The 24973-nt window shown below is 66.0% G+C and carries 24 protein-coding genes; 9 read left to right on the top strand and 15 right to left on the bottom strand.

Features of this window, described 5'->3' with window-relative positions; genetic code table 11:
• Window positions 1-11: 11 nt before the first annotated feature.
• The 7 genes from addA to regB all read right to left on the bottom strand — a co-directional run bounded on the left by addA (window position 12) and on the right by regB (window position 11533).
• Window positions 12-3386, bottom strand: a complete 3375-nt coding sequence (addA, locus tag EI545_RS11605) for a double-strand break repair helicase AddA (protein ID WP_425471554.1) — start codon at window positions 3384-3386, stop codon at window positions 12-14.
• Complete coding sequence (addB, locus tag EI545_RS11600) at window positions 3344-6259, bottom strand: double-strand break repair protein AddB (protein ID WP_125325626.1); 2916 nt, start codon at window positions 6257-6259, stop codon at window positions 3344-3346. Before addB ends, addA begins: the two co-directional genes overlap by 43 nt.
• Window positions 6252-6950, bottom strand: a complete 699-nt coding sequence (locus tag EI545_RS11595) for a nucleotidyltransferase family protein (RefSeq protein ID WP_125325625.1) — start codon at window positions 6948-6950, stop codon at window positions 6252-6254. Before EI545_RS11595 ends, addB begins: the two co-directional genes overlap by 8 nt.
• Window positions 6932-7942 carry an aminoglycoside phosphotransferase family protein gene (locus EI545_RS11590; protein WP_125325624.1) on the bottom strand — a complete coding sequence of 337 codons (1011 nt, stop codon included), beginning with the start codon at window positions 7940-7942 and terminating at the stop codon, window positions 6932-6934. Before EI545_RS11590 ends, EI545_RS11595 begins: the two co-directional genes overlap by 19 nt.
• Window positions 7935-8411, bottom strand: coding sequence for a tRNA (adenosine(37)-N6)-threonylcarbamoyltransferase complex ATPase subunit type 1 TsaE (gene tsaE / locus EI545_RS11585; protein ID WP_125325623.1), 477 nt, complete (start codon window positions 8409-8411; stop codon window positions 7935-7937). The genes EI545_RS11590 and tsaE overlap by 8 nt, the downstream gene beginning before the upstream one ends.
• 54 nt (window positions 8412-8465) lie before the next feature.
• Complete coding sequence (locus EI545_RS11580) at window positions 8466-10043, bottom strand: PAS-domain containing protein (protein WP_125325622.1); 1578 nt, start codon at window positions 10041-10043, stop codon at window positions 8466-8468.
• A 101-nt stretch (window positions 10044-10144) separates the two neighbouring features.
• Window positions 10145-11533 (bottom strand): sensor histidine kinase RegB, encoded by a 1389-nt coding sequence (gene regB, locus EI545_RS11575; protein ID WP_125325621.1) that lies wholly within the window; start codon window positions 11531-11533, stop codon window positions 10145-10147.
• A gap of 94 nt (window positions 11534-11627) precedes the next feature.
• Here regB and EI545_RS11570 point away from each other — a divergent pair, with 94 nt between their 5' ends.
• From EI545_RS11570 to EI545_RS11560, 3 genes are all read left to right on the top strand, one after another.
• Window positions 11628-12254: an SCO family protein gene (locus EI545_RS11570; RefSeq protein ID WP_125325620.1), complete on the top strand. Its 627-nt coding sequence runs from the start codon at window positions 11628-11630 to the stop codon at window positions 12252-12254.
• 41 nt (window positions 12255-12295) lie between these two features.
• A complete protein-coding gene (locus tag EI545_RS11565) occupies window positions 12296-12850 on the top strand; it encodes an ActR/PrrA/RegA family redox response regulator transcription factor (RefSeq protein ID WP_125325619.1) in 555 nt (184 codons plus the stop codon).
• 70 nt (window positions 12851-12920) lie between these two features.
• Complete coding sequence (locus EI545_RS11560) at window positions 12921-13235, top strand: H-NS histone family protein (RefSeq protein WP_125325618.1); 315 nt, start codon at window positions 12921-12923, stop codon at window positions 13233-13235.
• Between the two features lie 6 nt (window positions 13236-13241).
• On the opposite strand, the gene EI545_RS11555 is transcribed toward EI545_RS11560, so the two are convergent.
• Window positions 13242-14117 carry a LysR family transcriptional regulator gene (locus tag EI545_RS11555; protein WP_125325617.1) on the bottom strand — a complete coding sequence of 292 codons (876 nt, stop codon included), beginning with the start codon at window positions 14115-14117 and terminating at the stop codon, window positions 13242-13244.
• 98 nt (window positions 14118-14215) lie between these two features.
• Here EI545_RS11555 and EI545_RS21355 point away from each other — a divergent pair, with 98 nt between their 5' ends.
• Window positions 14216-14374, top strand: a complete 159-nt coding sequence (locus tag EI545_RS21355; protein ID WP_164517275.1) for a hypothetical protein — start codon at window positions 14216-14218, stop codon at window positions 14372-14374.
• An 18-nt stretch (window positions 14375-14392) separates the two neighbouring features.
• Here the strand turns inward: EI545_RS21355 and EI545_RS11550 are convergent, their stop codons facing one another.
• Window positions 14393-14983, bottom strand: a complete 591-nt coding sequence (locus EI545_RS11550; RefSeq protein WP_125325616.1) for an HD domain-containing protein — start codon at window positions 14981-14983, stop codon at window positions 14393-14395.
• A gap of 173 nt (window positions 14984-15156) precedes the next feature.
• Between EI545_RS11550 and ahcY the strand changes: the two genes are divergently transcribed.
• Window positions 15157-16539: an adenosylhomocysteinase gene (gene ahcY, locus EI545_RS11545; protein WP_125325615.1), complete on the top strand. Its 1383-nt coding sequence runs from the start codon at window positions 15157-15159 to the stop codon at window positions 16537-16539.
• Here the strand turns inward: ahcY and EI545_RS11540 are convergent.
• On the bottom strand, window positions 16514-17293 hold the full coding sequence (locus EI545_RS11540; RefSeq protein ID WP_125325614.1) for a GNAT family N-acetyltransferase: 780 nt from the start codon (window positions 17291-17293) through the stop codon (window positions 16514-16516). The genes ahcY and EI545_RS11540 overlap by 26 nt on opposite strands.
• Before the next feature lie 222 nt (window positions 17294-17515).
• Here EI545_RS11540 and EI545_RS11535 point away from each other — a divergent pair, with 222 nt between their 5' ends.
• Window positions 17516-17857, top strand: coding sequence for a DUF2853 family protein (locus EI545_RS11535; protein ID WP_125325613.1), 342 nt, complete (start codon window positions 17516-17518; stop codon window positions 17855-17857).
• 388 nt (window positions 17858-18245) lie between these two features.
• Here the strand turns inward: EI545_RS11535 and EI545_RS11530 are convergent, their stop codons facing one another.
• The 5 genes from EI545_RS11530 to tsaD form a co-directional block, all read right to left on the bottom strand.
• Window positions 18246-18629, bottom strand: coding sequence for a DUF1761 domain-containing protein (locus tag EI545_RS11530; RefSeq protein WP_125325612.1), 384 nt, complete (start codon window positions 18627-18629; stop codon window positions 18246-18248).
• 158 nt (window positions 18630-18787) lie between these two features.
• Complete coding sequence (locus EI545_RS11525; protein ID WP_125325611.1) at window positions 18788-19207, bottom strand: EVE domain-containing protein; 420 nt, start codon at window positions 19205-19207, stop codon at window positions 18788-18790.
• Window positions 19204-19476 carry a YciI family protein gene (locus tag EI545_RS11520; protein WP_125325610.1) on the bottom strand — a complete coding sequence of 91 codons (273 nt, stop codon included), beginning with the start codon at window positions 19474-19476 and terminating at the stop codon, window positions 19204-19206. The genes EI545_RS11525 and EI545_RS11520 overlap by 4 nt, the downstream gene beginning before the upstream one ends.
• A 2-nt stretch (window positions 19477-19478) precedes the next feature.
• The gene (locus EI545_RS11515; RefSeq protein WP_125325609.1) at window positions 19479-20435 is read right to left on the bottom strand and encodes an NAD(P)H-dependent glycerol-3-phosphate dehydrogenase; all 957 of its coding nucleotides are present in this window, start codon (window positions 20433-20435) and stop codon (window positions 19479-19481) included.
• Window positions 20432-21517 (bottom strand): tRNA (adenosine(37)-N6)-threonylcarbamoyltransferase complex transferase subunit TsaD, encoded by a 1086-nt coding sequence (gene tsaD / locus EI545_RS11510; RefSeq protein WP_125325608.1) that lies wholly within the window; start codon window positions 21515-21517, stop codon window positions 20432-20434. The genes EI545_RS11515 and tsaD overlap by 4 nt, the downstream gene beginning before the upstream one ends.
• Window positions 21518-21561: 44 nt before the next feature.
• On the opposite strand from tsaD, the gene EI545_RS11505 reads away from it, so the two are divergent.
• The 3 genes from EI545_RS11505 to EI545_RS11495 are packed head-to-tail and all read left to right on the top strand — an operon-like array spanning window position 21562 to window position 24959.
• Entirely contained in the window at window positions 21562-22293 is a 732-nt protein-coding gene (locus EI545_RS11505) for a uroporphyrinogen-III synthase (RefSeq protein ID WP_125325607.1), read from the top strand.
• 57 nt (window positions 22294-22350) lie between these two features.
• Window positions 22351-23484 carry a COG4223 family protein gene (locus EI545_RS11500; RefSeq protein WP_125325606.1) on the top strand — a complete coding sequence of 378 codons (1134 nt, stop codon included), beginning with the start codon at window positions 22351-22353 and terminating at the stop codon, window positions 23482-23484.
• A complete protein-coding gene (locus tag EI545_RS11495) occupies window positions 23484-24959 on the top strand; it encodes a heme biosynthesis protein HemY (protein ID WP_125325605.1) in 1476 nt (491 codons plus the stop codon). The genes EI545_RS11500 and EI545_RS11495 overlap by 1 nt, the downstream gene beginning before the upstream one ends.
• Window positions 24960-24973: the final 14 nt, after the last annotated feature.

Raw genomic sequence — 24973 nt, 5'->3', positions numbered from 1 at the left:
CGCTGGCAACGTCAAGGTATCGTGGCACGCGACAGCGCCAACCTCACGATCTCGGGATCAATCGGCATCAGGACCGGGCCACGGGTCCACAAGACCGCCACATCCACCCGCCGATCCGGGTAGATCTGGCCCAAAAGATGGGCATAGGCCCCCATCTGGCGCAGGATGCCTTCGGGCACTTCAGCCGGGGTCCGGGGGATGACTGCGTTCGACTTGTAGTCGATCACCAGCACCCGGTCGGGTGACACCACCAGCCGGTCGATCGTGCCCAGCAACTGCCGCCCGTTCCAGGGGCCGGCGACCGCAACTTCGGCAAGGGTATCAAGCGCGAAGATCGGGGCAAGGGACGCATCGGTAAGCACCGCCCGCGCCTCATCCAGAAGGGCCATGGCAAGGCCGGGTTCGGGGATCAGCGCGATTGCCTGACTCTCCCACCCGGTGGGGTCCGTCATCGGCAACCGCTCCAGCAGCAGGTGCAGCGCCGTGCCGCGCGCCTTGGCCTCGGCCTCGGGGAACAAGGGTTCGCCCGGCAGCGCCTTGGCCCCGCCAAGGTCGGATGGCGAAAGAACCTTAGCCGCACGCAAAGCCTCGGGGGCCGGGCGCATTGCCCAGTCCGGCAGCGCCACAGCCCGCGCGACCGGTTGGACCGCCGCAGCCGACAGCGGCCAATCCCCCCACCGATGCCGCAGCACACCCCCGTCCAGCCGTTCGGCCCCGGCGGCATCAACCCCGGCCCGGATCAGGTTGTACCAGCACTCCGCCTGCTTCACGTCGCCCTTGGCCACCACGATCAGCCAGCACCGCGCCCGCGTCATCGCGACGTACAACAGCCGCAACCGCTCCGCCGCCTCCCGCAGGGTGCGAGCCGTCCGTTCGGTCGAGATCAGCGCAGGGCTTTCCTCTTTCCTGACCTTCCAGACCGCCTCACCCCCCGGCAGGCGATAAAGCTCGTCCCGGTCCTGCTGGGGTCGGTCGCCGGTATCGGGCAGGATGACAATCTCCGCCTCCAGCCCCTTGGCACCGTGGACCGTCATCACTCGGATGCGCGACCCTTCGGCGTCAAGCTGGCGCTTCACCTCAACCTCATCCGTCCCCATCCAGACCAGAAACCCGGTCAGGCTGGGCACATCCGACGTCTCATAGGCCAGTGCCTGAGACAGAAGTTCGTCAATCCCGTCCTCCGCTTCGGCCCCCAGCCGCGCCAGCAGCTTGCGCCGCCCATCATGGCGGTGCAGGACGCGTTCGATCAGGTCATAGGGCCGCAGGAAATCGGCCTGCCCGCGCATGTCATCCAGAAACGCCCGCGTGTCGCTGTGGCCCGGATGATCGCGCAGCGCCTCCCACAAATAGCCTTTGCGCGGTTGGGCAAGCTGGAAAAGCTCACGCTCCGACCAGCCGCAGAGCGGCGACCGCAGCACCGCCGCAAGCGAAAGGTCATCCTCCGGCGTGTCCAGAAAGGCCAGTAGCGCCGTCAGATCCTTGACCGCCATCTCGCCGCCAAGGTTCAGCCGGTCAGCCCCGGCAATCGGCAGGCCCAGCGCCTTGCAGGCGCGGATGATCTCATGAAACAGCGGCGACCGGCGCTGCACGAGGATCAGGAAATCGCCATAATGCACCGGCCGCGCCGACGGGCCGCCGTTGCGCGGCACTTGCGGGATCTGTTCACCACCTTCGACCAGCGCCTTGATCTTCGCGGCAATGTCGTGGGCCAGCACCACCTCGGCATCCTCAGGGTGGGGCTGGTCCAGCGGGTCTTCCCATGGCCCCGGCTCAAGCTTGCTGGCCGAATCCACCACGGGCCAGACATCCACCCGCCCCGCCAGACCTTCGTTGAAGGCGATATGGCGTGCCTCACCGCCAATCGCCGCCTGCTGCGGGCCGGCGAAAGTGGCATCCACCACCGAAAGGATCGCGGGCGAGGATCGGAACGAATGGGTCAGCGACCGCAGCCGCAGCGCCTCACCCCCGGCGAGTTGATCCCGGAACAGGTCACGCTTGGCATCAAAGGCCACGACATCGGCGCCTTGGAACGAATAGATCGACTGTTTCTTGTCGCCCACGACAAACAGCGTCCGGGGGCGGTTGCTGGCCCCCAAACCCGCCGTCAGTTCCGCCGCAAGGCTTTCGATCAGCGCCCACTGGTCGGGGCTGGTGTCCTGCGCTTCATCCACCAGAATATGGTCGATCCCACCATCCAGCCGGAACAGAACCCATGCCGCCAGCGCCCGGTCGGTCAACAACGCCTGCGCCCGTGAGATCAGGTCGTCAAAGTCAAGCAGCCCCCGCGCGGCCTTGCGCGCCTGATACTCGGGCAGGAAAACCCCCGCGAACTGATGCAGGGCAAGGGTCTTCTCGGCGCTGGCAAGGGCAAGCCGCTGCAGGCGCGCAGCCTCAACCCGCCCCATCAGGTCATTCAGCGGATCGATCAGCGCACCCAGTTTGGCACGGGTGTCCTTGGTGGGAAAATCGCCGATCTTGGCGGCAAAGTGCTTTGCCGGGTCTTTCGAGCCATCCTTGTGCAACAGAACGCCTTCAAGGGCAGTCAGTGTCGCAAGGTCAGGCGCCACAAGATCAAGCGCGCCCAGCACCACCGCCGCCTTTGCATCCGTGGTGGTCCCAGCCGCAAGGATGCGAACCACGTCAGGCATCCATCCCGCCTCACCGCCCAGAAACACCCCGGCCAGCAGATCGCCCACACCGAACCCCACTGGCAGCCCGAACATCCGCCAGACCCGCTCTGCCCCCAAGGGCGGGGTGAACGACCCGCGGTGCCGGGCGATCTGTTCGATCAGCTTGCTGAAATCCTCGCCATTCTGGACTTCGGTCAACCGCTGCACAGTGGCGGGGGCCAAGGTGTCGGCCATCTCCTCCACGATCTCAGAGCGCATCAGGCGGGCGGCGCGGTCGTCCATCTCGGCAAAGCCGGGGGGCACGCCTGCCTCCAGCGGAAAGCGGCGCAGAAGGCTGCCGCAAAAGCTGTGGATCGTCTGGATGCGCAATCCGCCGGGGCTTTCGATGGCCCGGGCAAAAAGCTGCCGGGCGCGGGCAAGGCGGGGCGTGGCCATCTCCTCCTCGCCCAACTCCAGCAGGTCGCGCCGCAGGATGTCGTCGGGCTGCATCGCCCATGCCCCCAGCCGCTTGAACAGCCGGTTCTGCATCTCGGACGCGGCAGCCTTGGTATAGGTCAGGCACAGGATATGCTGCGGCTCCACCCCGTTCAGGAGCAGCCGCGCCACCCGGTCGGTCAGCACCCGGGTCTTGCCCGACCCGGCATTCGCCGAAAGCCAGGTGTTGCGGCCGGGATGGGCCGCCTCCATCTGCATCAGGCTGGCGGGGGTGATCGTCACGTCAGATCCTCGGCCACGGCATCCGCCGTCATGTCCCATTCGCCATAGCGCGACAGATGGTCATAGTCGGACACGTCCTTGACCGTCTTCATCGCCCGGCGCGCGGTATAGCCCTGCGTCGCCCTCGCATAGCGGGCCATCAGGGCCCCGAACTTTTCCCAGACCTCGTCCACCTCGCCCGGCTGCAGGGTGTTTTCCACCGTCTTGAACGCAGCCTTCACGCCGACAAAGGCGACCCGCGCCACCTCCGCCGGATCGAGCCCCGGGAACGCCCCCCGCTCTGCCATCGCGGCGGCCAGCAAAAGCTGCTTGTCAAAGTGCTTTTGTTCGTCGGTCGAGGGCGGGTCGCCCGTCTTGTAGTCGATCACCAGAAGCCGCCCATCCGCCAGCCGGTCAATCCGGTCGGGCTTGCCGGTCAGGGTGAAATCAAGCCCCTCCAGCGGTGCCGCGCCCCGTTCCTCCAGCAAGACAGGATCCCCGCCCGTGCCGGCTGAGAACGCCAGGAACGGTGCTGCGGCCTTTTCGATCCGCGCCCGCCAGATCGCCCGGGCCAGCGGCCAGGCAACCCGCTCTGCCAGCACCGCATCGGCGATCCGCAACAGGTCATCGCGCGACGTTGCCCCCGCCCGCACGAACCCCTCCAGCACCTCATGCAGGACCACCCCGCGCAGCCTTGGGTCAGGCTCGGGGCGCAAAGGGTCAAGCGGGCGCAGTTTCAGGACATGGCGCGCGTAGATCGCATAAGGGTCGCGGATCAGGGTCTTGATCTCGGTCACCGAAAGCCGCTTTGGCCGCACACCCACCGGTGGCCGGGGTGACGGGCGCAGCGCGGGCTTCGCCTCACCCTCCGGGGTATCGAACACCGCCGCCCGGTCCAGCCACAGCGCCCCGCGCGCCCGCATCGCGGCAAGCGCCTCTGGCCCCTGCCGCCCCGGCAATCCCGCCATCAGGTTCACCAACCGGTTCAGCCAGCGGGACGGCACAGTCTCCGCCTCAGCCCCGCGCACGGCGCGCGACAGCACCACCTCGGGCGCGGCGACCGCCTGTTGGTAGTCATGCGCCGAAAGCCCGATCTTGCGTTCAGGGAGCAGCAACCCCGCCTCCTTGCGCATCGCCCGGTTCAGCCATGGGTCAGGCGGCGGCTGCGCGGGCCATGTGCCATCGTTCAGGCCGCCAAGGATCACCAGATCCGCGCCCTGCACCCGTGCCTCCAGCGTGCCCCAGATCATGATGCCCGGATGCACGCTTTCCGTCTCACGCACTTCATGGCGGTTCAGGACACCGCGAAACAGGCTGGCATAATCGGCAGGCGTCAGGATGCCGGCGACCCCGGCCTCCTCCTGCAATTCGGTCACGGCTTTCAGCGCGGTCTCGCCCGCCTCCTTGTCCCACAGGCCGCCATCGCCCGCCTCGGCAAAGCCACGCGCCAACCGCCGGGTCAGGTCCAGATGCCGGGCCACGAACCCGGCCAGAGGCATCGGTCCAAGGGCTTCGTGCCCACACATCACCTCGCCCAGAACCGCGGCCCAAGCCTCCGCCCCCGCAAGACCCGAAGCGGCGGCCCACCCAGCCACGCTTTCCGCCGAAGGGAAGGCCGGGCCATGGCGGCGGGCGTGAAGCTCATACTCCCGCGTCAGGATCAGGTGCTGGCCACGCCCAAAGACCGCCCCCTGCCCGGAAAAACTCAGCGGATGCTTTAACAGCGCAAGCGCCATGTCCACCGTCAGCCGCTGGCCAAACAGCCCAGCGACCTGCCGCAGCAATCGCCCCGGTGCCGACAGCGCCAAGGGCCGCCCCGCGGAATCGTCGGGCCGGATGCCCCAACGGTCCAGCGCCGCCGTCACCCGCCGCGTCAGATTGCGGTCTGGCGTGACAAGCGCCGCCCGCTGCCCGGTTTCCGCCGCCTGCCGCAGGATGAGTGCGACGGCCAAAGCCTCGGCCCGCTCACCCGGCGCTTCGATCAGGGTCAGGCCTTCGGTTTCCGGCGGCAAGTCGGGCAAAAGCGGCCCCTCGGTCAGCCATTGATCCGTGATCGGCGCGGGCCGCAAGGAAAGTGAGATCAGCCGGTTCCGCCCCGGCGCGGGCGCCTTGGCATCGGTCCAGCGCTGCACGGCGGTGTGGTCGACCCCCAGCCCCTCCGTTACCCGGCGAAAGCGGTATTGCGGGTGATCCTCGGCGGTCAGGGCGTCATCCATGCTGGCCCAGACCGCGCCCGGCAGGTCAAAATCGAAACCCGGCAGCACAACCCCGCCCAGCGGCAGCCGCGCCACCGCCTGCATCAGCAGCGCTGTAGTCCCGCGCGACCCCGTGGACCCCGCGACAATGATCGGATCGGCAGGCTGGGCCATGGCCCAGCCATCGGCCAGCGCGATGACCGCCTGCCGCAGTCGTGCCTCCGACTCCGGGGCGTCATCCGCCATCGCTTGCGCCACGATCCCCAGAAAGGCCTGCGTCCGCGCCCAATGGGCCGAATGGTTGGCCACATCCAACCCGGCGATCCGGTCCGCTGGCACACCTTCGCCCTGCATCTCATCCATGAGTGTGGCAAGGCTGTCAGCCAGATCATAAAGCGCGGCACGCGGGAAATCCGTGGTTCCGGTCTGCAACAGACCATCCAGCAGCACCGAAAGCTCCAGCCGCCGCCGCAGGGCCGGGACCGGTGCCGCAAGTGGCACCGTGCCAAGCGCTGCCGCATCGGTGACCAGCAAAAGCCGCGGCAGAAAGCGCGCGCCATGGGCCTGAAAGCACTCGGTCACCCGCCGCCGCATCCGCTGGGTGTTCAGGATCAGCGTGACCCGCGCCATCGCCTCGGGCGGCTTGCCCGCCATGCGGTGCAGCAGCCCTGCCACCAGTTCAGCCGGGAAATCCACGCCGGGGGGCAGCGCGAACAGGTTCAAGGGTGTGTCAGTCATGCCGGGCAGAGTGCAGAAGCCGCTCAGCCTCGGCAATCCCTTCCGGGTGGCCGACATCGCACCAGCCGCCCTGATGACGGATGCCATAGGCCGTGCCTGCGGCAATCATCTGGTTCCAGACCGGGTTGAGCGAAAAGGCCGCCTCTGCCACCCCCGCCAGCCGCCCGGGCTGCAGGATCTGCGCACCGATATAGACGTGATCCTCGCCCCCCTCCCCGCGTGAGATGCGTCCATCCCGGTCCAGCCGGAAATCCCCCTTCGTGCCATGGCCACGGGTCTCGTCCACCGGCAGCAACAGCAGCAGCGCCTCCATCCGGTCTATGTCCCATGCACCGGCAAGTTCGGCCAGCGGGTTGGCCCCGGTCCAGATGCCATCGCTGTTCAAGACCGCAACCGGCCCCGGTCCCAAAAGCGGCAGCGCCGCGCGCAAGCCGCCGCCGGTTTCCAGAATCTGCGCCCGCTCATCGCTGATGGCGACACCAGATCCCGCCAGATGCGCCTCCATCTGATCGGCAAGGTAATGGACGTTCACCACGACACGGCCCGAGCCCGCGCCACGCGCCACATCCAGCGCATGGTCGATCAGCGCCCGCCCCGCCACCGGGATCAGCGGCTTTGGCCGATCCGCCGTCAGCGCGCCCATCCGGGTGCCGAACCCGGCAGCAAAGATCATCAGCGGGAAGGGGAACATTGGCTTGCGATCCGGCTTAGAAGGTCGGGGGTGGGTTCGGGAAGGACGTCATCGCAGACCAAGCGCAAATCGGCCAGCGCCGGATGCGAAAGATTGCGCTGCAACTGCGCCCAGACCCGGGGGATCAGCGGCAGATAGCCGGGCTTGCCCGCCACCAGACACAGCCGCGCGAAGATGCCAAGGATCCGCAGCGCACGCTGCGCGCCAAGGACGGCATATTGCGCGGCAAAGGCCTCGGCTACCGCCCCGGTTGCCGCGACAAAGCGGGCAATCATCGCGGCTTCGGTCGCCGGTGCCACATCCCGCCGCGCATCCTGCAAGAGCGAGACAAGATCATAGCCGGGCTGCCCCATCTGCCCCAGCTGAAAGTCCAGCAGACCGACCTGCGCCAGCCCGCCCCGCCCGGGCAACCACAGCAGGTTTTCCGCATGATAGTCGCGCAGGATCAGGACGCGCGGGCCATCGGCATGGGCGCGGATCGCAGCCTCCAGTGTGGTCAGGAATGCGTCGGCTGCGGGCTTTCGGCCAGTGGCAGCAAAGGCGTACCACTCCAGCGCAAAGCCCGCCGCCTGCGCCCATTCGGCCGCCGAAAGGTTGGGCAGACCATCCGGTGCAGGGGCCGACTGCAAGTGGCACAGCACATCGACAGCAGGGGCATATAGCGCAGCTTCCCTAAGGGGGTCGGCTTGCAGCAGGCGCGCATAAAGATCGTCGCCCAGATCCTCCAGCAGCAGGAACCCGGCTTCGGTATCGGCCACCCGCACCTCGGGGGCGGACAGGCCAAGGTGGCGCAAGTGCCGCGCCATGGCCACGAAGGCGGCAGGGTCATCCGCCCCACCGGGCGGGTTGTCCATCAGGACGGCGGTCGCAGCCCCCGCGCGCAGCCGCTCATACCGGCGGTCCGAGGCGTCGCCCGCCAGATGCTGTCGCGCAGCCGTGGCCCAGCCTGCCCGCGCAAGGAACAGCGCCGCTTCTGCCGCCCGGTCAGCCATCGCCCAGCGCCTTCCGCATACCGGCCCGCCCGCCCGACATCACCGCGCGCCGCCCGTCGCCCCAAGCCTCCAGCCGCAGGCGCAGCGCGCCCTCCGGCACATGCGCGCCCAGCCGGTCGGGCCATTCCACCAGACAGATCGCCGTCTGAAACGCATCCTCCAGACCCAGTTCCCACACCTCGTCCGGGTGGGTCAGGCGGTACAGATCGGCATGCCAGATCTCCACCCCGCCTGCATCATAGGTCTGCACCAAAGTGAACGTCGGCGACGGGACCTCCTCTTCCCGGCCCAGCCTTGCCCGGATGAAGGCCCGCGCGAGGCTGCTTTTCCCCGCACCGATCGGCCCCTCCAACAGGATGCAATCCCCGGGCCGGGCGATCCCCGCCAAGCGCACGCCCAGCGCGGCGGTGTCAGCCTCGGTCGGCAGGGTCAGGGTCAGGGGGGGCGGTTCGGCCGTGGCTTTGGTCATGCCGACGACCTTAGCCACGCCCGGCACAACCGCAAGGCCGCAGACCCTGCCCGATCAGGCCAGCCGCAAGGCACCAGCCACGGGTTCCAGCGCCGCACCATCCGCATCGGCCCCGCGCGCGCGAAAGGTGATCAGCGTTGCCCCCCCGGTCAGCGGGCGGAAACGGCACGTGACCAGCCGCCCGTCCAGCAGCCGCACATCACCGTCCCAAGGGGTGCGGTCGCCCAAGGTCGTCACGAAATCGGTCGCATCGTCCCACAGCAGGCTTGGCGCGGAATGGTCGCGCCACCAGCGGCACAACGTCCCGATCCCCGCATCCGACAAAAGCACGGCCGGATCGTGGTTCCACAGCTGCGCATAGGCGATGTTCGACATCACCAGCTGACCGCCTTGCGAAAACACCGCCACCCCCTCCTCCACCGCGTCGATCACCGATTGCCCCAGCTCCAGGTCCGCCCGATAGCGGCGGGTCTGGGTCATCTCGTGGCTGATGTCCTCGAACATGAAGGCCAGCGCCCCGTTCGGATGCGGCCGCCCGATCACCCGGTAGGTCTGGCCACCCGGCAAGCTCCACGTTTCCTCGAACAGACCCATCGAGGCCTCTTCCTCCACCTTGGTCAACTGCTTGCGCCAGCTGCGATAGTCCTTGGGTTCGGGGATCATCGCCTTGGCCCGCATCGCATCCAGGACCGCCGGCAGCGTGGGGCGCGCGATCAGGAAGGCGGGCGCAAGGGCCGTCAGGTCGGCCAGCGCCGGATTGAACAGCTGCAACACCCGCGACCGGTCAAAAATCGCCAGACCAATCGGCAGGTCGGCAAAGGTCTTGGTCAGCGTCTGCATGAAATCCCGCAGGGCCGTTTCCGCCTGCACCGCCAGGTTCGCAGCCAGCGCATAGCACAGCACCTCATCCCCTTGCGGGACGCGCACAAGGTCGAACCATTCGGCCCCGCCCTGCATCTGCAGCTTGACCCGCAGCGACCGGCGACCACCCGGCGCCGCCCCAGCATCGGCAAACAGCACCGGCAACGGCCAGGACAGGTCTTCGCCGGATGGCAGCAGTTCCGCCGCGCGGATCAGATAGGCGTGGTTGGCCCAGATGACCGTTCCCCCCATATCCTCCCGCCACATCAGGACGGGCGCGCCCGTCAGAACGGCCCTTTGCGCCGCCAGTTCGTGCTGCAGGGCGGCCATCGCGGCACTGTCGCCCGCGCCGTGGCGCTGTTCGGCGGCGCTGTCGATCATCGCAAGGCGGGTCAGCCCCGTCAGATATTCGCCCCGCAGCAGCACGGGCGGCACGACACCGGGGGCCGAAGCAAGGATGACCAGCCCCGTTTGCGGCAGGCTTGCCAAGGCCTGCGACAGCCCGGGAAACATCGGCCCAAGCCGCGACAGCATCCGGGGCCGGGCAACGGCATCCTCCCCCTCGGGCAGCAGGGACCGCGCGGCGGGGGTGGCATCCAGCAGCCGGTCCCCGTCGAACAGGAACGCCGTGGATGCCGGATCAGCGGCGAACAGACTGCCGTTGCGTGGCACAGCCCGCATCTGCCAGCCGGCCAGCAGGACCAGACAGGCCAGCGCCACGCATGTGGCACTCAGCACCAATCCCAAGGCCGCCATCGAGTCTGCAAGCATGACAGGGCACCACAAATTGCAATGCCTTGAACCTATCGAAAATGCATTAACGGCAGGTTAAGCAGGTTGAGCCTGCCGATAGAGGCATTTGGGCTGCCACCTCAGCCTTCGATCTTGCGATTCTCGCCCAGCGCCCCGCCGGGCGCGACGGCAAGGTCGGCCATGGCCCAGACGGCCTCGACCACCGCGCCAGAGCGTTCCGGGCGGTCTTCGGGCGGCAGAAAGGGATCGGTCGCGTTGGCAAAGGTCAGTTCGGCACCAGACCGTTCCAGCAGCGTCTTGGCGATGAACAGGCCCAGTCCCATGCCTTCATAGCCAGGGCGCTGTTCAGCCTGCGGGTCGGCCCGGCGAAAGCGCACGAAAGGGTCACCGATCCGGCCAATGACGTTCGGGGGGAATCCGTCGCCATCGTCGATGATCCGCACGGTGATGGTGCGATCCGTCCATTCGCCCTCGACCCAGACCGTGGTGCGGGCGAAATCCACCGCGTTCTGCACCAGATTGCGCAGCCCATGAATGATTTCCGGGCGCCGCAGGATGGTCGGCTGGCGGTCCGGGCTGCCATCCATCGGGCCAAAGCCGAATTCCACCCGCTTGCCACGATGCATATGTGGCTCCGCCGCCTCACGCAGGGCGGCGCTCAAGGGGGCCTGCCGCAAGTGCAGGTCATCCTTGCCCACCCGGCCCATGTCCCGCAGGATGTCGCGGCACCGGTCGGCCTGTTCGCGGATCAGCCGCGCGTCTTCCAGAAGGTCAGGCCGATCCGCCAGCTCCTCCATCAGCTCGGCGCTGACCAGCTTGATCGTGGCCAAAGGCGTGCCCAGCTCATGCGCCGCCGCCGCCACCACGCCGCCCAGATCGGTCAGCTTCTGTTCCCGCGCCAGCGCCATCTGCGTGGCCAGCAACGCCTGCGCCATTGACCGCATTTCGGTCGACACCCGGCGCGAATAAAGCCCAAGGAACATGATGCCGATGACAATCGACAGCCAGAAGCCGAACTCGAACAGCATCGGGATCACCAGCTCGCGCCCATCGGCAAAGCGCAACGGCATGTTCCAGAACGCCGAGATCGAGATCAGCACAATCGCGATCCCGCCCAAAAGCAGGGTCGACTGCAACCGAAGCGCGCTGGCCGATATGGTGACAGGTGCCAGCACCAGCAGCGCAAAAGGGTTGGTCAATCCACCCGTCAGGAACACCAGAAACGACAGTTGCGCCAGATCGAACAGCAGGGTGAAAAACGCCTCACCCTCGCTCAGCCGTTTGTTTTCCGGGAACAGGGTGATCGAAAACAGATTGGCCAGCACCGACGCCGCCACCGCCATGTAGCACAGCACCAGCGGCAGCTGCATGCCATAGACCTGATCCACCGCCACGATGGCCGCAAGCTGCCCGCCAATCGCCGTCCAGCGCAGATGAATCAGGGTGCGCAGGCGGATCCAGTTGCTGCTCGCCTCCTCGACCGGAAGCATGATGCCCGCCGTAACCATTCTGTGACCGGATCTTTCCTGCAAGGCGTTTGCCATTGTTAAGGCCGCCGGCTTCTGGGATCAATGCGGCGGGATCGACCAGCAGGGGGCTCTTATGACCAGACTTTACGCAAGCGTTGCCGCGGCTGCCGTTGCCGCCTTGTTGGGGGGCTCTGCCGTATATGTGCTCATGAGCCGCTCTGATGACGCCTTTGCCCAATGCCGTCAGGGCCAGATTGCCGGGGGCGATATTGGCGGGCCCTTCACCCTGGTCAACACCGCGGGCGAAACGGTGACCGACGCCGATGTCCTGACCAAGCCGTCTCTGGTCTATTTCGGCTACACCTTCTGCCCCGATGTCTGCCCCTTCGACATGGCCCGCAATGTCGAGACGGTGGACATCCTCGAAGACCGCGGCTTTGACGTGACTCCCGTCTTCATCTCCATCGACCCCGAGCGTGACACCCCCGAAGCCCTGGGCGACTACGCCGAAAACATGCACCCCAAGCTGATTGCCCTGACCGGGTCGCCGGAACAGGTCAAAACCGCCTCACAGGCCTACAAGACCTTTTACAAACGGCAAGAGTCGGATGACGAGTTTTACCTCGTCGACCATTCCACATTCACCTATTTGATGTTGCCCGGCGTCGGTTTTGTGGATTTCTTCCGCCGCGACGTTACTTCTGACCTCATGGCTGACGGGGTGGCCTGCTTTATCGAGGCCAGCGCCGCCGCCAGATAGGCAGGGCGGCATCCCCGGCGCCCGGAAGGAAGGAAAGACCGATGGCTGAAGAACTTGGCGCAGACCTTGGGGCGGACCGCTCGCTCTTGCTGGTCGATGATGACGAACCCTTTGTAAAACGCCTTGCCAAGGCAATGGAAAAGCGCGGCTTTCAGCCCGATACCGCCCAAAGCGTCGCCGAAGGCCGGGCCAAGGCCTTGGCCCATCCGCCAGCCTATGCCGTGGTCGACCTGCGGCTTGAAGACGGCAACGGCCTTGAGGTGATCGAAGCCCTGCGCGAAAAGCGCCCCGATTGCCGGATTGTTGTCCTGACCGGCTATGGCGCGATTGCAACCGCTGTGGCTGCGGTCAAGATCGGCGCGGTCGACTACCTGTCGAAACCGGCCGATGCGAATGACGTGACCAACGCCCTGCTGGCGCGGGGGGAATCCCTGCCTCTGCCGCCCGAAAACCCTATGTCGGCCGACCGCGTCCGTTGGGAACATATCCAGCGGGTTTACGAGATGTGCGACCGCAATGTTTCGGAAACGGCACGTCGGCTTTCCATGCATCGCCGAACGCTCCAGCGAATTCTTGCTAAGCGCAGTCCAAAGTGAATTGGGATTGTTGCAATACCCGTATTATGGGCCTAATAAACGGTCACAATAATACACAGGGGACAGCACTTTGAACATCGACCTGAATGCTCTTTCGTTGAAGGAGCTGAAAGACCTTCAATCGCAGGTGGCAAAAGCAATTGCGGGTTTTGAAGACCGCCGCAAACGTGAAGCCCTTGTAGAGCTTGAAGAAAAGGCCCGCGCCATGGGTTTTTCGCTGGCTGAACTGACCGGGGCTGCGCCCATGCGCAAGCGCACGCCGTCGACGGCGAAATACGCCAACCCGGCCAACAAGGCCGATACCTGGTCTGGCCGTGGTCGCAAGCCGCGCTGGTTCAGCGAGGCGCTTGCCAAGGGCAAAAAGCCGGACGACATGGCGATCTAAAGCCGGTCAGGCCTGCGACCGCAGCCATTTCAGAAAAGCCCGGGCGGCGGCACGCTGTGGCCCGGGCAAGGTCACCACAAAATAGGCAGGAAGCTTGTCCTCGCTTTCGTGCACCACGCGCAGACGGCCCTCGGTGACATCGGCCTCGATCAGCGCCATGCTTTCCACAACCAGACCCAATCCTTGCCGCGCACCGGCAATTGCCAATTCCTCACCCGGGAAATCGGTTGCGCTCAGATTGGCCGGATCAATCCCAAGATGTCGAAGATAATTGTCTTGCTCCGGCCAGTTGCGCGACAGGATCCAATCCATCTCGATCATCTCTTCCACGGAGAGCGTTTCCTTGCCGCCAATCAATGACGGCGCCCCCGCAATCACCAATCGGGCCGAGGCAAGGTAAGTCGCCTCCACTCCGGGCCAGTCGCCATCGCCATAGCGGATCGCCAGGTCCATCCGTTCACGATGCAGATCGACGACCCGGTTGTCAGGGTGCAGCGACAGACCGATGTCTGGGTACTTTTCCCAGAAGTCGCGCAGTCTGGGCATCAGCCATTGCGCGGCGAACCCGGCAGTCAGCGTCACCCGGACGGGTTGATCCACTTCCCCGGCGCGCAAGGCCTCCACCCCGCGCTGCAATGTCAGGAACCCCTCACCCAGCGCTTGCGCCAATTGTTCTCCATCCGCGGTCAGGCTGACCCCGCGCCCGTCGCGCTGCACCAGCGACTTGCCAAAGTGATCTTCCAGCCCCCGCACCTGTTGGGCCACCGCCGCATGGGTCACGCTCAGCGCGCGCGCCGCTTGGGAAAAGCTGCGCAGTTCCGCCGTCGCCGCAAAGGCGCGCAAGGCGGTAAGCGAAGGCAGGCTGCGCCAATCGATCGTCATATGATAGCTGGACTTACATGTTAGCAGGCTTTCTGAATCGCAGAATGCGCTTTTTCATGCGAAAAGACAGCATGTTCTTGGATGAATGGAGAAAGAAAATGTTGAACATCTTTGCAGACGCCCTCTTGCTTGCTACCCGCTTTGGCCAGATTTCGGGCGAAGAAAACCGCGCTCGGCCGCAGCGGCCCACCCAGAACGAGTTTCGGGAAAACGAAGGGCTCCGCCTGTCAGACCGGCTGCGGAACCTTGGGCGCTAAGGTGGGCTGTTCTACCGCTCAGCCGCAGTCAGCCAACAGCGCGTGCACACGCGCGACATAGTCCGCCCGCACCTCTGCGGGCGGACGAAGCCTGATTTCCAGCCCTTGCGCAACGCCGGGCGCAGGCTTGCCGAACAGCTTGTCGGCCTCCCCCTCCCGAAATCCTGCGATCCGCACCGCTTCCAGCCAGGCGCTGATCTTGTCCGCAGCCTTGATCGCCTTCTTGATCGGCGCTGGCAGCACCGCCGGCAGCCCGAACCGCAGGTGGATGGCCGCCGAAAGCCGTTCATCCAGCGCGCCGTAGCCGGGGCCGACCGCCGCCTTCACCGGGCTGATCATGTCACCGATCACATATTCCGGCGCGTCATGCAGCAGGGCCGCCAACCGCCAGCGCGCCGCGATGCCGGGGCTGGCGCGCGCAAAGATTTCTTCGACCAGCAGCGAATGTTCCGCCACCGAATAGGGCCAGTCGCCCCGGGTCTGCCCGTTCCACCGCGCGACAAAGGCAAGGCCATGGGCGATGTCCTCCACCTCGATGTCCATCGGGGTCGGGTCCAGCAGGTCCAGCCTGCGCCCCGAAAGCATCCTCTGCCACGCCCGTCCCGCCATTGCCCTGCCCTGTCCAGATGACCGCACTCTCCACACCCGCCGCCATTTGGCAAGCGCGCCGAACCAGCGCCCCTCTGTCGCGTTGTCAGGCCCGACTCTATTTGATATGGCCCCATCCAGACATGAAACCGGCTTGCGGCACTGCGCAGGCAGAACACTTAAAGCAGGACTGTATGGATTATATCGTCAAGGACATCGCTCTCGCCGAATTTGGCCGCAAGGAACTTACCATCGCCGAAACCGAAATGCCCGGCCTCATGGCCTGCCGCGAGGAATTCGGCGCGTCGCAGCCCCTGAAAGGCGCGCGCATCGTCGGCAGCCTCCACATGACGATCCAGACCGCCGTCCTGATCGAAACGCTGACCGCCCTTGGCGCTGATGTGCGCTGGGCGTCCTGCAACATCTTCTCGACCCAGGACCACGCCGCCGCCGCCATCGCCGCCGGTGGCACCCCGGTCTTCGCGATCAAGGGCCAGACCCTGACCGAACACTGGGATTACCTCGACCGGTCCTTCATGTTCCCCGAAGGCGCGAACATGATCCTCGACGACGGTGGTGACGCCACGCTCTACGTCCTCCTCGGCGCCCGCGCCGAAGCGGGTGAGGATATCATCCCCGTCCCGCAGTCCGAGGAAGAGGAAGTCATCAAACTGCAGATCGCCAAGCGGATGAAGGAAACCCCCGGCTTCTTCACCAAGACCCGCGCCGCGATCAAGGGCGTGTCCGAAGAAACCACCACCGGCGTCCACCGCCTCTATGACCTGCACAAGAAGGGCCAGCTGCCCTTCCCGGCGATCAACGTCAACGACTCGGTCACCAAATCGAAGTTCGACAACAAATACGGCTGCAAGGAATCGCTGGTTGACGGCATCCGCCGCGCGACCGATACGATGATGGCCGGCAAGGTCGCCGTCGTCTGCGGCTACGGCGACGTGGGCAAGGGCTCCGCCGCCTCGCTGCAAGGCGCGGGTGCACGGGTGAAGGTCACCGAAGTTGACCCGATCTGCGCCCTGCAGGCCGCGATGGACGGGTTTGAGGTCGTGCTGCTGGAAGACGTCGTGAACAGCGCCGACATCTTCATCACCACCACCGGCAACCGCGACGTCATCCGGATCGAGCATCTGCGCGAGATGAAGGATATGGCCATCGTCGGCAACATCGGCCACTTCGACAACGAAATTCAGGTCGCCGCGCTGAAGAACCACAAGTGGACCAACATCAAGGATCAGGTGGACATGATCGAAATGCCCTCGGGCAACCGGATCATCCTTCTGTCCGAAGGCCGCCTGCTGAACCTTGGCAACGCCACCGGCCATCCGTCCTTCGTGATGTCGGCCAGCTTTACCAACCAAGTCCTCGCGCAGATCGAGCTTTGGACCAAAGGCCAGGACTACGCCCCCGGCGTCTATATCCTGCCCAAGGCGCTGGATGAAAAGGTGGCCCGCCTGCACCTCAAGAAGATCGGCGTCAAGCTGACCGAGCTTCGCAAGGAACAGGCCGACTACATCGGCGTGAAGCCCGAAGGCCCGTTCAAGTCGGATCACTACCGCTATTGATCGCCTCTGCCCTGGCTCGGGTCAGCCGATAGCTGATCCAGCCGGGGCGTCGGCTGTCCGGCCCCTCCTCGACATAGCCCGCCTTCTGCAAGGCCCGCCGCGAGGCGGCATTGTCCGGGTGAACGACAGCGAAAATCGACGTCAGGTCAGGGTGCTGCACGAAGGTGCGCCCGCTGTGAATGGCAAGGATGGCCGAGCCAAGCCCCTTGCCCCAATGCGCCCGCCCGAACCAGTAGCTGAACTCGGCGCTGGAGCCTGCGTCAAACAGCATCCGCACCTGACCGACAATCTCGCCATCGCGCAGAACCGCCAGCACCTCGTGGTGGTCACTGTTCGACAGGTCGATCAGCTGCCGCGCCAGATCGTCATCAAGCGGGTCGGGATAGGGTTCGTACATCATCGCCCAGACCGCCGGATCGTCCAGCAAGGCGCGATACACCGGCAAGTCGGTCTGGGACCACGGGCGAAAGCGATAGGTCGGCGCAAGGCTGCGCGGCTTGAATGCCAGCTTCGCCTTTTCAGACACGTCTTCATCAATGTCATCATCACAACCGGCAACGACCCAACCGATCTGAACCGGATCATAGGCCAGCGCGATCAGATGCGAACGGCAGTATGCGATCTCGGCGCCTGACAGCACACCGTCTGACCGGCGCCGCTGCCTGATGGCATCGCCGATTGCGGGGGCTTCAATCACGGGGGCTTCGGGAAGGCTGGGTGTCGGTGCAGTACTCTTCGGCAGCGTAATTTGCATCGTGTCAATCTCCCGTCAGAAATGGCGTGAAGGTTGGCGTTTCCAGACTCCTAGATGGGACTGCCCCGCTCTGGTTCAAGGCCTTGGTGGGCCGCATCAAACTGTTTTGGCCATCGCAACAATGACGATCTACAAACGAATTTCTGCTTCCCCAAAGGGGTCGGGGCGACTACGGTTCGGGGCATTCAACTTTAATTTACCAGTCCAAGGGAGAGACGCAGAATGGGCAAGCGGGACGAACTTATCGCCAAATACGCCGAAGACCTGAAATCCAAATGCAAGGTTACGCCAGACATGGCGCTCCTGACCAAGGTAACCATCGGCTGCGGCCCGTCGATCTATGACAACGATGCCCAGACTGTCGCGGCTTCTGACCCCGAAGAACTGGCGCGGATCAAAACCAATTTCCTGATCAAGAAGCTTGGCCTCAAGGATGGGCCGACCCTGATGGAAGGCATCCACGCCGCCGTCGACACCTATGGCAAGTCCGAACGCAACAAGTTCCGCGCAGTGTTTTATTATTTGCTCGTCAAGCATTTCGGCCGCGAAGCCGCTTACAAGTAGGGCGCAGCCGCGGCGACAAGCGCCTCCCTCCTCCCTCTATGGAGGGGTGGGGGCGACCTTGGCCCGACCGTCGGCATTTGAACCAAAACCAAGACACTCGCGCCTTGCCGCAGCAGGGCAATCCGGGCATCACTGTCCGGTCGGGGCAGTACGCCCGGGACTCTTTGGAAGATCACGCGGTGCTTGGGGTGTGCGCGTGGGTTGGATGAGGGGTCCTGTAGGGGTACAGGGCCCCTCATGCCATTTTCTCGCGCACCGCCAGTTTCTGACCCTGCTGCTGCGCTTCAGGTCTCACATCCACAAATCAGATTTCAACTGATGGCTGTCAGCGCATGCAGGCCGGGCTTAAGCCCGGCTGAGCCCACATCAGCGGTCGATACGCCCAGCTTCAGAACGCGTTCAAGACCGCGCCCATGATCGTGCAGCCGACGACGGCGTTCACCCCGTCAATCACCGTCAAAGACGGTTTGCGCAGCGCGAAGGCATAGTTCATCGCGACCCACGGCATGACCAGAAACGCCCCGACCCCCAGCCCCGCGACTGCCCCGCCGCCGACCGTCGTCACCCCCGACGTGGCCAGCAGGTGCCGCATCATCCCGGCGACCAGCACCATTGCCGCCAGCCCGACGACAAAAGGCGTCGGCCCGCTTGCCTTCTGCTCGGCCTCCGTCACGCCCGAGGCCGCCATCCATGGCCTGGACATCGCAATGTACCAGACCGCGCCAAAGCCAAAGGCGGCCAGCGCCGCCACGATCACATTCAAGAACTCCATCTGCGTCCCCCTTGTCGTTTTGACAAAGGGTGCCGCAATCCAGGCCTTCAGGATAGGGGGTTTCCCGCGACGTCCGGCGCAAGTCTTGCCAAACGGTTAACGCCAACGTCCAAGCGATTGATCTTGTTGACCCGAGGGCCTGTCCCTGCCCGGGACAGTCAGGGCTCCACGCCCCCCATGCGGCAGACGATCTCCCATTCCTCGGGGGATACGGGCTGCACCGAAAGCCGGGTGTTGTTCACCAGAACCATGCCCTCCAGCCCCGGCTGAACCTTGCACTCCTCAAGGCTGACTGCCCGCTTGAACGGCCTGACCGCCTTGATCCAGACGCAGTCCCAACGGGGGTCGTCCGTGGTGGAATCGGGGCTGCTTTCGCGGCAGACCTCGACGATCCCGACGACTTCCTTGCCGATGTTGGAATGATAGAAGAAGCCCAGATCCCCCACCCTCATCGCCCGCATGTTGTTGCGGGCCTGATAGTTGCGGACCCCGTGCCACTCCTCACCCTCATCGCCCTTGGCGACCTGATGGTCCCAGCCCCAGACATCCGGTTCAGACTTGAACAGCCAGTAGCTCATCCGACCACCCGCTTCCATTCCTGGATCATGACCGAGGAGAACAGCCCCGCCTTCGCGTAAGGATCGGCCTCGGCCCAAGCCTCCGCCTCCGCGCGGGTGGCGACGCCCAGCACGATCAGGCTGCCACACATCTGGCCCGCCGCGTCGATGAAGGGGCCGGCCTGTTCGACGACGCCAGTGGTCTGGATATGCTCCAGATGGGCGGCGCGGTTTTCGACGCGGGTTTGCAGGGCGTTGGGTTTGTCGAGGCAGATCAGGGCAAAGCGCATGGTCATTCCTGTTTGAGAGGCCGCCGCATCAGCTGGCCGATGGCATCATTCAGCGCGATCCGGCCAGAGGCAAGGGCATCCACCATCGCCGTCACCGGCATGTCGACCCCCATCCCCTCGGCCAACCGCATCACCGCGCGGGCGGTGGCAACTCCTTCGACGGTGATGGTCGCGTCAAACGCCTCACCGCGACCAAGCGCATGGCCGAACCGGAAGTTGCGCGACTGCGACGAGGTGCAGGTCAGCACCAGATCGCCAAAGCCGGAGAGACCTGCCAGCGTCTCGGCCCTTGCGCCAAGGGCTTCGGCCAGCCGGACCATCTCGGCATAGCCGCGGGTCATGAGCGCGGCACGCGCGCTGTCGCCAAGCCCGGCGCCGATCACCGTTCCGGCGGCGATGGCGATGACATTCTTCAGCGCCCCGCCCAGTTCCGCGCCCCGGACGTCATTGGTCCGGTACAGGCGCAGGGTCTGGGTCGAGAGGAGGTCCTGCAACGCAGCCCCATCCCCCGTGGTCGCCAGCGTCAGCGCGGTTGGCAGACCCTTGGCGATGTCGGCGGCGAAACTTGGGCCGGTCAGGATCGCAGCCGTGGCCCCTGCCCGCCGTTCCTCGATCAGGGCCACCGGGCCGCGCAGGCTGGAAAGGTCAACGCCCTTGCAGCAGGCCACCAGTGGCTGGCGCGCGTCGATCTGTGGCCATTGGTCCAAAAGCGCACCAAGGCTTTGCATTGGCACTGCCAGAAGGAGGGCCTGCCCGCCGCAAACATCAGCGATTTCGGCGTGAATAGAGACGTTTTCTGGCAGGAGCACCCCGGGCAAAACCCCATCGTTGCGGCGGCTTTCCTGCATGGCCTGCACTTGTGCCGCGTCCCGGGCCCAGAGGCGGACTTGCCGACCGCCAGTGCCCAAGGCCACGGCCAAGGCCGTGCCGAAAGCGCCAGCCCCGATGATGCCGATCATGCCTTGGCCCCCTTCTTGCCAGACCCCAGAAGGGCGGGAGCGGTGTCATCCAGCGGCCAGCGGGGCCGGGCAGCGAAGTCTGACGACGGGAGGATGCCGACCCTTATCCGCTCGATCCCCGCCCAGGCGATCATGGCGGCGTTGTCCGTGCACAGACGCAGGGGCGGTGCGAGGAAGGGGGTGCCGTGACGGGTGGAAACAGTCTCTAACATGGCCCGAATGGGCTTGTTTGCTGCAACACCGCCCGCGACGGCAAGGGCTGTCACAGGACCCGACAAGGCCAGCGCGCGGTCGGTCTTGATGGCCAGAACCTCGGCCACGGCGGCCTGAAACCCGGCGCAGAGGTCGCGGCGGTCCTGCACGGTCAGCCCGCCATGCGCGACAATCAGGCTGTCCCTGGCCCGCAGCAACGCAGTTTTCAGTCCGGAAAAGGACATGTCACAACCTTCACGGTCGAGCAGAGGCCGTGGGAAGGCAAAGCGCTTGGGGTCGCCCAGCATCGCTTCGCCCTCGACCGCCGGGCCGCCGGGTTGGGGTAGGCCCAAGAGCTTGGCGGTTTTGTCAAACGCCTCACCGGGGGCGTCATCGATCGTGCCGCCAAGGCGGCGGAAACGGTCAACGCCTTCCACCAGCAGGAACTGGCAATGCCCGCCGGATACCAGCAGCATCAGATAGGGAAAGGCTATCTCATCGGTCAGTCGGGGCGTCAGGGCGTGCCCGGCAAGATGGTTGACCGCCATCAGCGGCAGGCCGCGCGCGGCAGCAAGGCCACGCGCCAGCATGACACCCGAAAGAACGCCGCCGATCAGGCCCGGGCCTGCCGTCACCGCGATGCCGTCAAGCGCGTCCAGCCCAACGCCAGCCACGGTCAGCGCCTCTTCGACCACCGAGTCCAGCCGTTCGGCATGGGCTCGGGCGGCAATCTCCGGCACGACCCCGCCAAAGGCTGCGTGCAGGTTGGTCTGGGCCAGCACCTGCGACGACAGGATCTCAGGCGGCAGACCCGGTGTCAGGCGTACGACCGCCGCTGCGGTATCGTCGCAACTGCTTTCAATGCCGAGAAGGGTAAGGGTCCGGTCCATGGCCGCCGTTGCGTGAAGGATGCCCGGCAGGTAACACCATGGGCATGGCGAGACAATCCACCCGAACCGCGATCCCGGTGCTGCTGACGCGGCCTGCGGCACAGTCACGGTCTTTCGCGGCGGCGCTGGAGGCGCGGTTGGGTGCCTTGGTGCGCCCGGTCATTGCGCCGTTGATGGCACCGGTTTTCCTGACGCCCGATCTGCCGGATGGGCCCTTTGCGGCGGTGATCTTCACCTCGGCCACTGCAGTCAAGGCGGTGGCCGGGCTGGACCTGCCAAAGCGCGCCTGGTGCGTGGGCGGCCAGACGGCAGCGCGGGCCAGTGCGGCAGGGTTTCAGGCGGTGTCTGCCGAAGGCGATGCGGCGGCGCTGGTGGCGGCGGTTCTGGCCGACCCCCCGGATGGCCGGCTTTTGCATCTGCGTGGCGAAGAGGTGCGGGGCGAGGTGGCGGAGCAGTTGAATTCCGCAGGCATAGAGACGTTTTCGGCGGTCGTTTACCGTCAGGAACCGCAGGCGTTGTCGCCTGAGGCGGCGGAGTTGCTGTCGACGGATGGCGGGGTGATCGTCCCCCTTTTCTCACCCAGAAGTGCTGTCTTGTTGCGTCAGGCGCTGCCTGCCGGGATGCGGGCGACCCTGCGGCTGGTGGCGATGAGCGACGCCGTCGCCGAGGCGGCAGAAGGCATGCCGCATGAGGCACTTGTCGTGGCCCGGCGGCCAGACGCCGAAGCGATGCTGGAGGCGGTCCGACGGTTTGCGGAAATGCGCCGCGCGCCTTGAACCCACCGGCTGCGAGTGCTTAGGTGGAAGGAGGCCGAAAGCGAAAGGGCCGAACCCATGACCAGACGCAAGGACGCAACACCTGACGCCTCAGCCGAGGCGGTGACCGGGTCTGACCTGCCCCCAGCCGACGCGGTTGTCGAGGGTGTGCCAGAGACTCAGGTGCCGGAGATTCCGGCGCCCGAGACGCCAGTGCACGAGCCGCCGATCCCGCAGGCGTCGTTCTTGCCGCCGCCTGAGGTGGTTGACAGGCCTGCGCGCCGCTCTGGCGTGCTGGGGCCTTTGCTGGGTGGGGCGCTGGCGGCTGCGGCGGGGTTCGGGCTGGCGCATTTCAACGTGTTTGGGCTGGCGGCACCCGACCAGTCGACCGAGATCGCAGCCTTGGGTGAGCGGCTGGATGCGGCGGTTGCGGCGTTGGAGGCGGGCCAAGCCGGGCTGCAGCAGGGAATTGACGGGTTGGCCGGGCGTGTTGCCACGCTGGAGGCGGCGCCGGTCGCGAATGTGGGGGATCTGGACCAGCGGTTGGCGGCGCTTGAGGCGCGGCCGGTGGGCGAAGGTGCCTTGACCGCCGAAGTAGAGGCGAAGCTGGCCGAGCTGGAGCAGCGGTTGGCGGCCCTTCCCGAAGGTGGGGCTGCGACGGCTGAGGTGGATGCAGCGCTCGCCCGGTTGGCCGAGGTGGAGGCCGAGGCGGAGGCGCGGGCAGCCGAAGCGGCGGCCTTGGCCGAAGCGGCGGCACAGGCCCGGGCGCTGGAGGTCTTGGCGGCGGCGGTGGCAACCGGTGGGGCGTTCGAGGCCGAGCTTGCAGCGGTGGCCGATACTGACCTGCAGGCGGCTTTGGCGCCGCATGTGGCGGGCGTGGTGTCGCTGGCGCAGCTGCAAGCGGACTTCCCGGAGGCGGCGCGGGCGGCGCTGCAGGTGGCGCGGGCCAATGACTCCGAGGCGAGCTGGGGCGCACGGCTGGTGGATTTCCTTGGCGCGCAGACCGGGGCGCGGTCGCTGACCCCGCGCGAGGGGGATGACCCCGATGCCATCCTGTCGCGTGCGGAGTTCGCCTTGAGTGAGGATCGGCTGGCCGACGCCCTGACCGAGCTTGAGGCGCTGGACCCGGCCGTGCGCGTGCCGCTGGACGGGTGGGTGGCCAATGCCCGGGTCCGGGTGGCGGTGGATGCGGCGCTGGCGGAGGCATCTTGATGCTGTGGTCGCTGACAAAGATTGTCCTGTTTGTTGTGATCATCGCCGCGCTGGCGTTGGGCGCGGGCATGCTGACCGAAACCGGTGGTGCGATGCGCATCCTTGTCGCCGGGTGGGAGTTCACGATCGGCCCGATGCAGGCGGTGGTGCTGGGCGTCGTGCTGTTCGTCGCGGTGTGGCTGTTGCTGAAGGTGCTGGGTCTTCTTGGCGCGACCGTGCGCTTTCTGAATGGCGATGAGACGGCGATCTCGCGCTATTTTGACCGGAACCGGGAGCGCAAGGGCTATCGCGCGCTGTCCGAGGGGATGATGGCGCTGGCTTCGGGTGAGGCGCGGCTGGCGCTGACCAGGGCACAGACGGCGGAGCGGCTGCTGGGCAAGCCGGAACTGACGACGCTGCTGGTGGCGCAAGCGGCCGAGGCGGCGGGCGACCGCAAGCGCGCGACCGATGCCTACAAGCTGCTCTTGTCGGATGAGAAGACCCGCTTTGTCGGCGTGCGCGGACTGTTGCAGCAAAAGCTGGCCGAGGGGGACCGCGAGACCGCCCTGAAACTGGCGGAGAAGGCGTTCCAACTGCGGCCCAAGCATGCAGAAACGCAGGATCTTCTGCTCAAGCTGCAATCGGATGCGGGTGACTGGTCCGGTGCGCGGGCCACGCTGGGCGCGAAGCTGAAGACGGGAAGCCTGCCGAAGGATGTCTATCGCCGCCGTGATGCGGTGCTGGCCCTGCAGCAGGCCCAGACGGTGTTCGACGACAACGCCAGCATCGAAGCCCGCGAAGCAGCCATCGAGGCGAACCGGATGTCGCCGGACCTGATCCCGGCGGCGGCAATGGCAGCGCGGGGCTATGTGGCCAAGGGCGACAAGAAGCACGCGACGCGCGTGCTGAAAAAGGCGTGGGATGTGATGCCCCACCCCGACCTTGCCGCCGCCTTTGCCGAGATTGAGCCCGAGGAAACCCCGGCAGAGCGGTTGAAACGGTTCAAGACCCTGACCTCGCTGCGCACCGACAGCGAAGAAACCAAGATGCTGCAGGCCGAACTGCTGGTCGCGGCCGAAGAGTTTCCCGCCGCCCGGCGCGCCTTGGGCGATGTGGCGACACAGCACCCGACCCAGCGGTCGCTGGCCATTCTGGCAGCGATTGCGCGGGGCGAAGGGGCCGATGATACCGTCGTGCGCGGGCTGGTCGCGCAGGCCATCGCCGCGCCGCGCGGGCCGCAATGGTGCTGCGACAAGTGTCAGGCGATCCATGCGGCATGGCACCCGATCTGTGACAACTGCGGCAGCTTTGATACGCTGACATGGCGCGAACCCCCCGTCTCTTCGGACGCGCCGCCCGGTCTGGCAGAGCTTTTGCCGCTGATGGAAGCCCGCCCCGAACCGCCGCAGCCCGAGCCCGAGCCTGAAGACGCGACCGACGCTGACGCCACGGGTGAGCAGCTTCGCCTGGACGACATCGCGCGTCGCGCAAATTAGGGCTACACACCGCG

The sequence above is a fragment of the Tabrizicola piscis genome (assembly GCF_003940805.1).
Classification (GTDB): Bacteria; Pseudomonadota; Alphaproteobacteria; order Rhodobacterales; family Rhodobacteraceae; genus Tabrizicola; species Tabrizicola piscis.
Note: the sequence above shows the minus strand (reverse complement) of the source record. Positions and strands in the feature narration are given on the sequence as shown.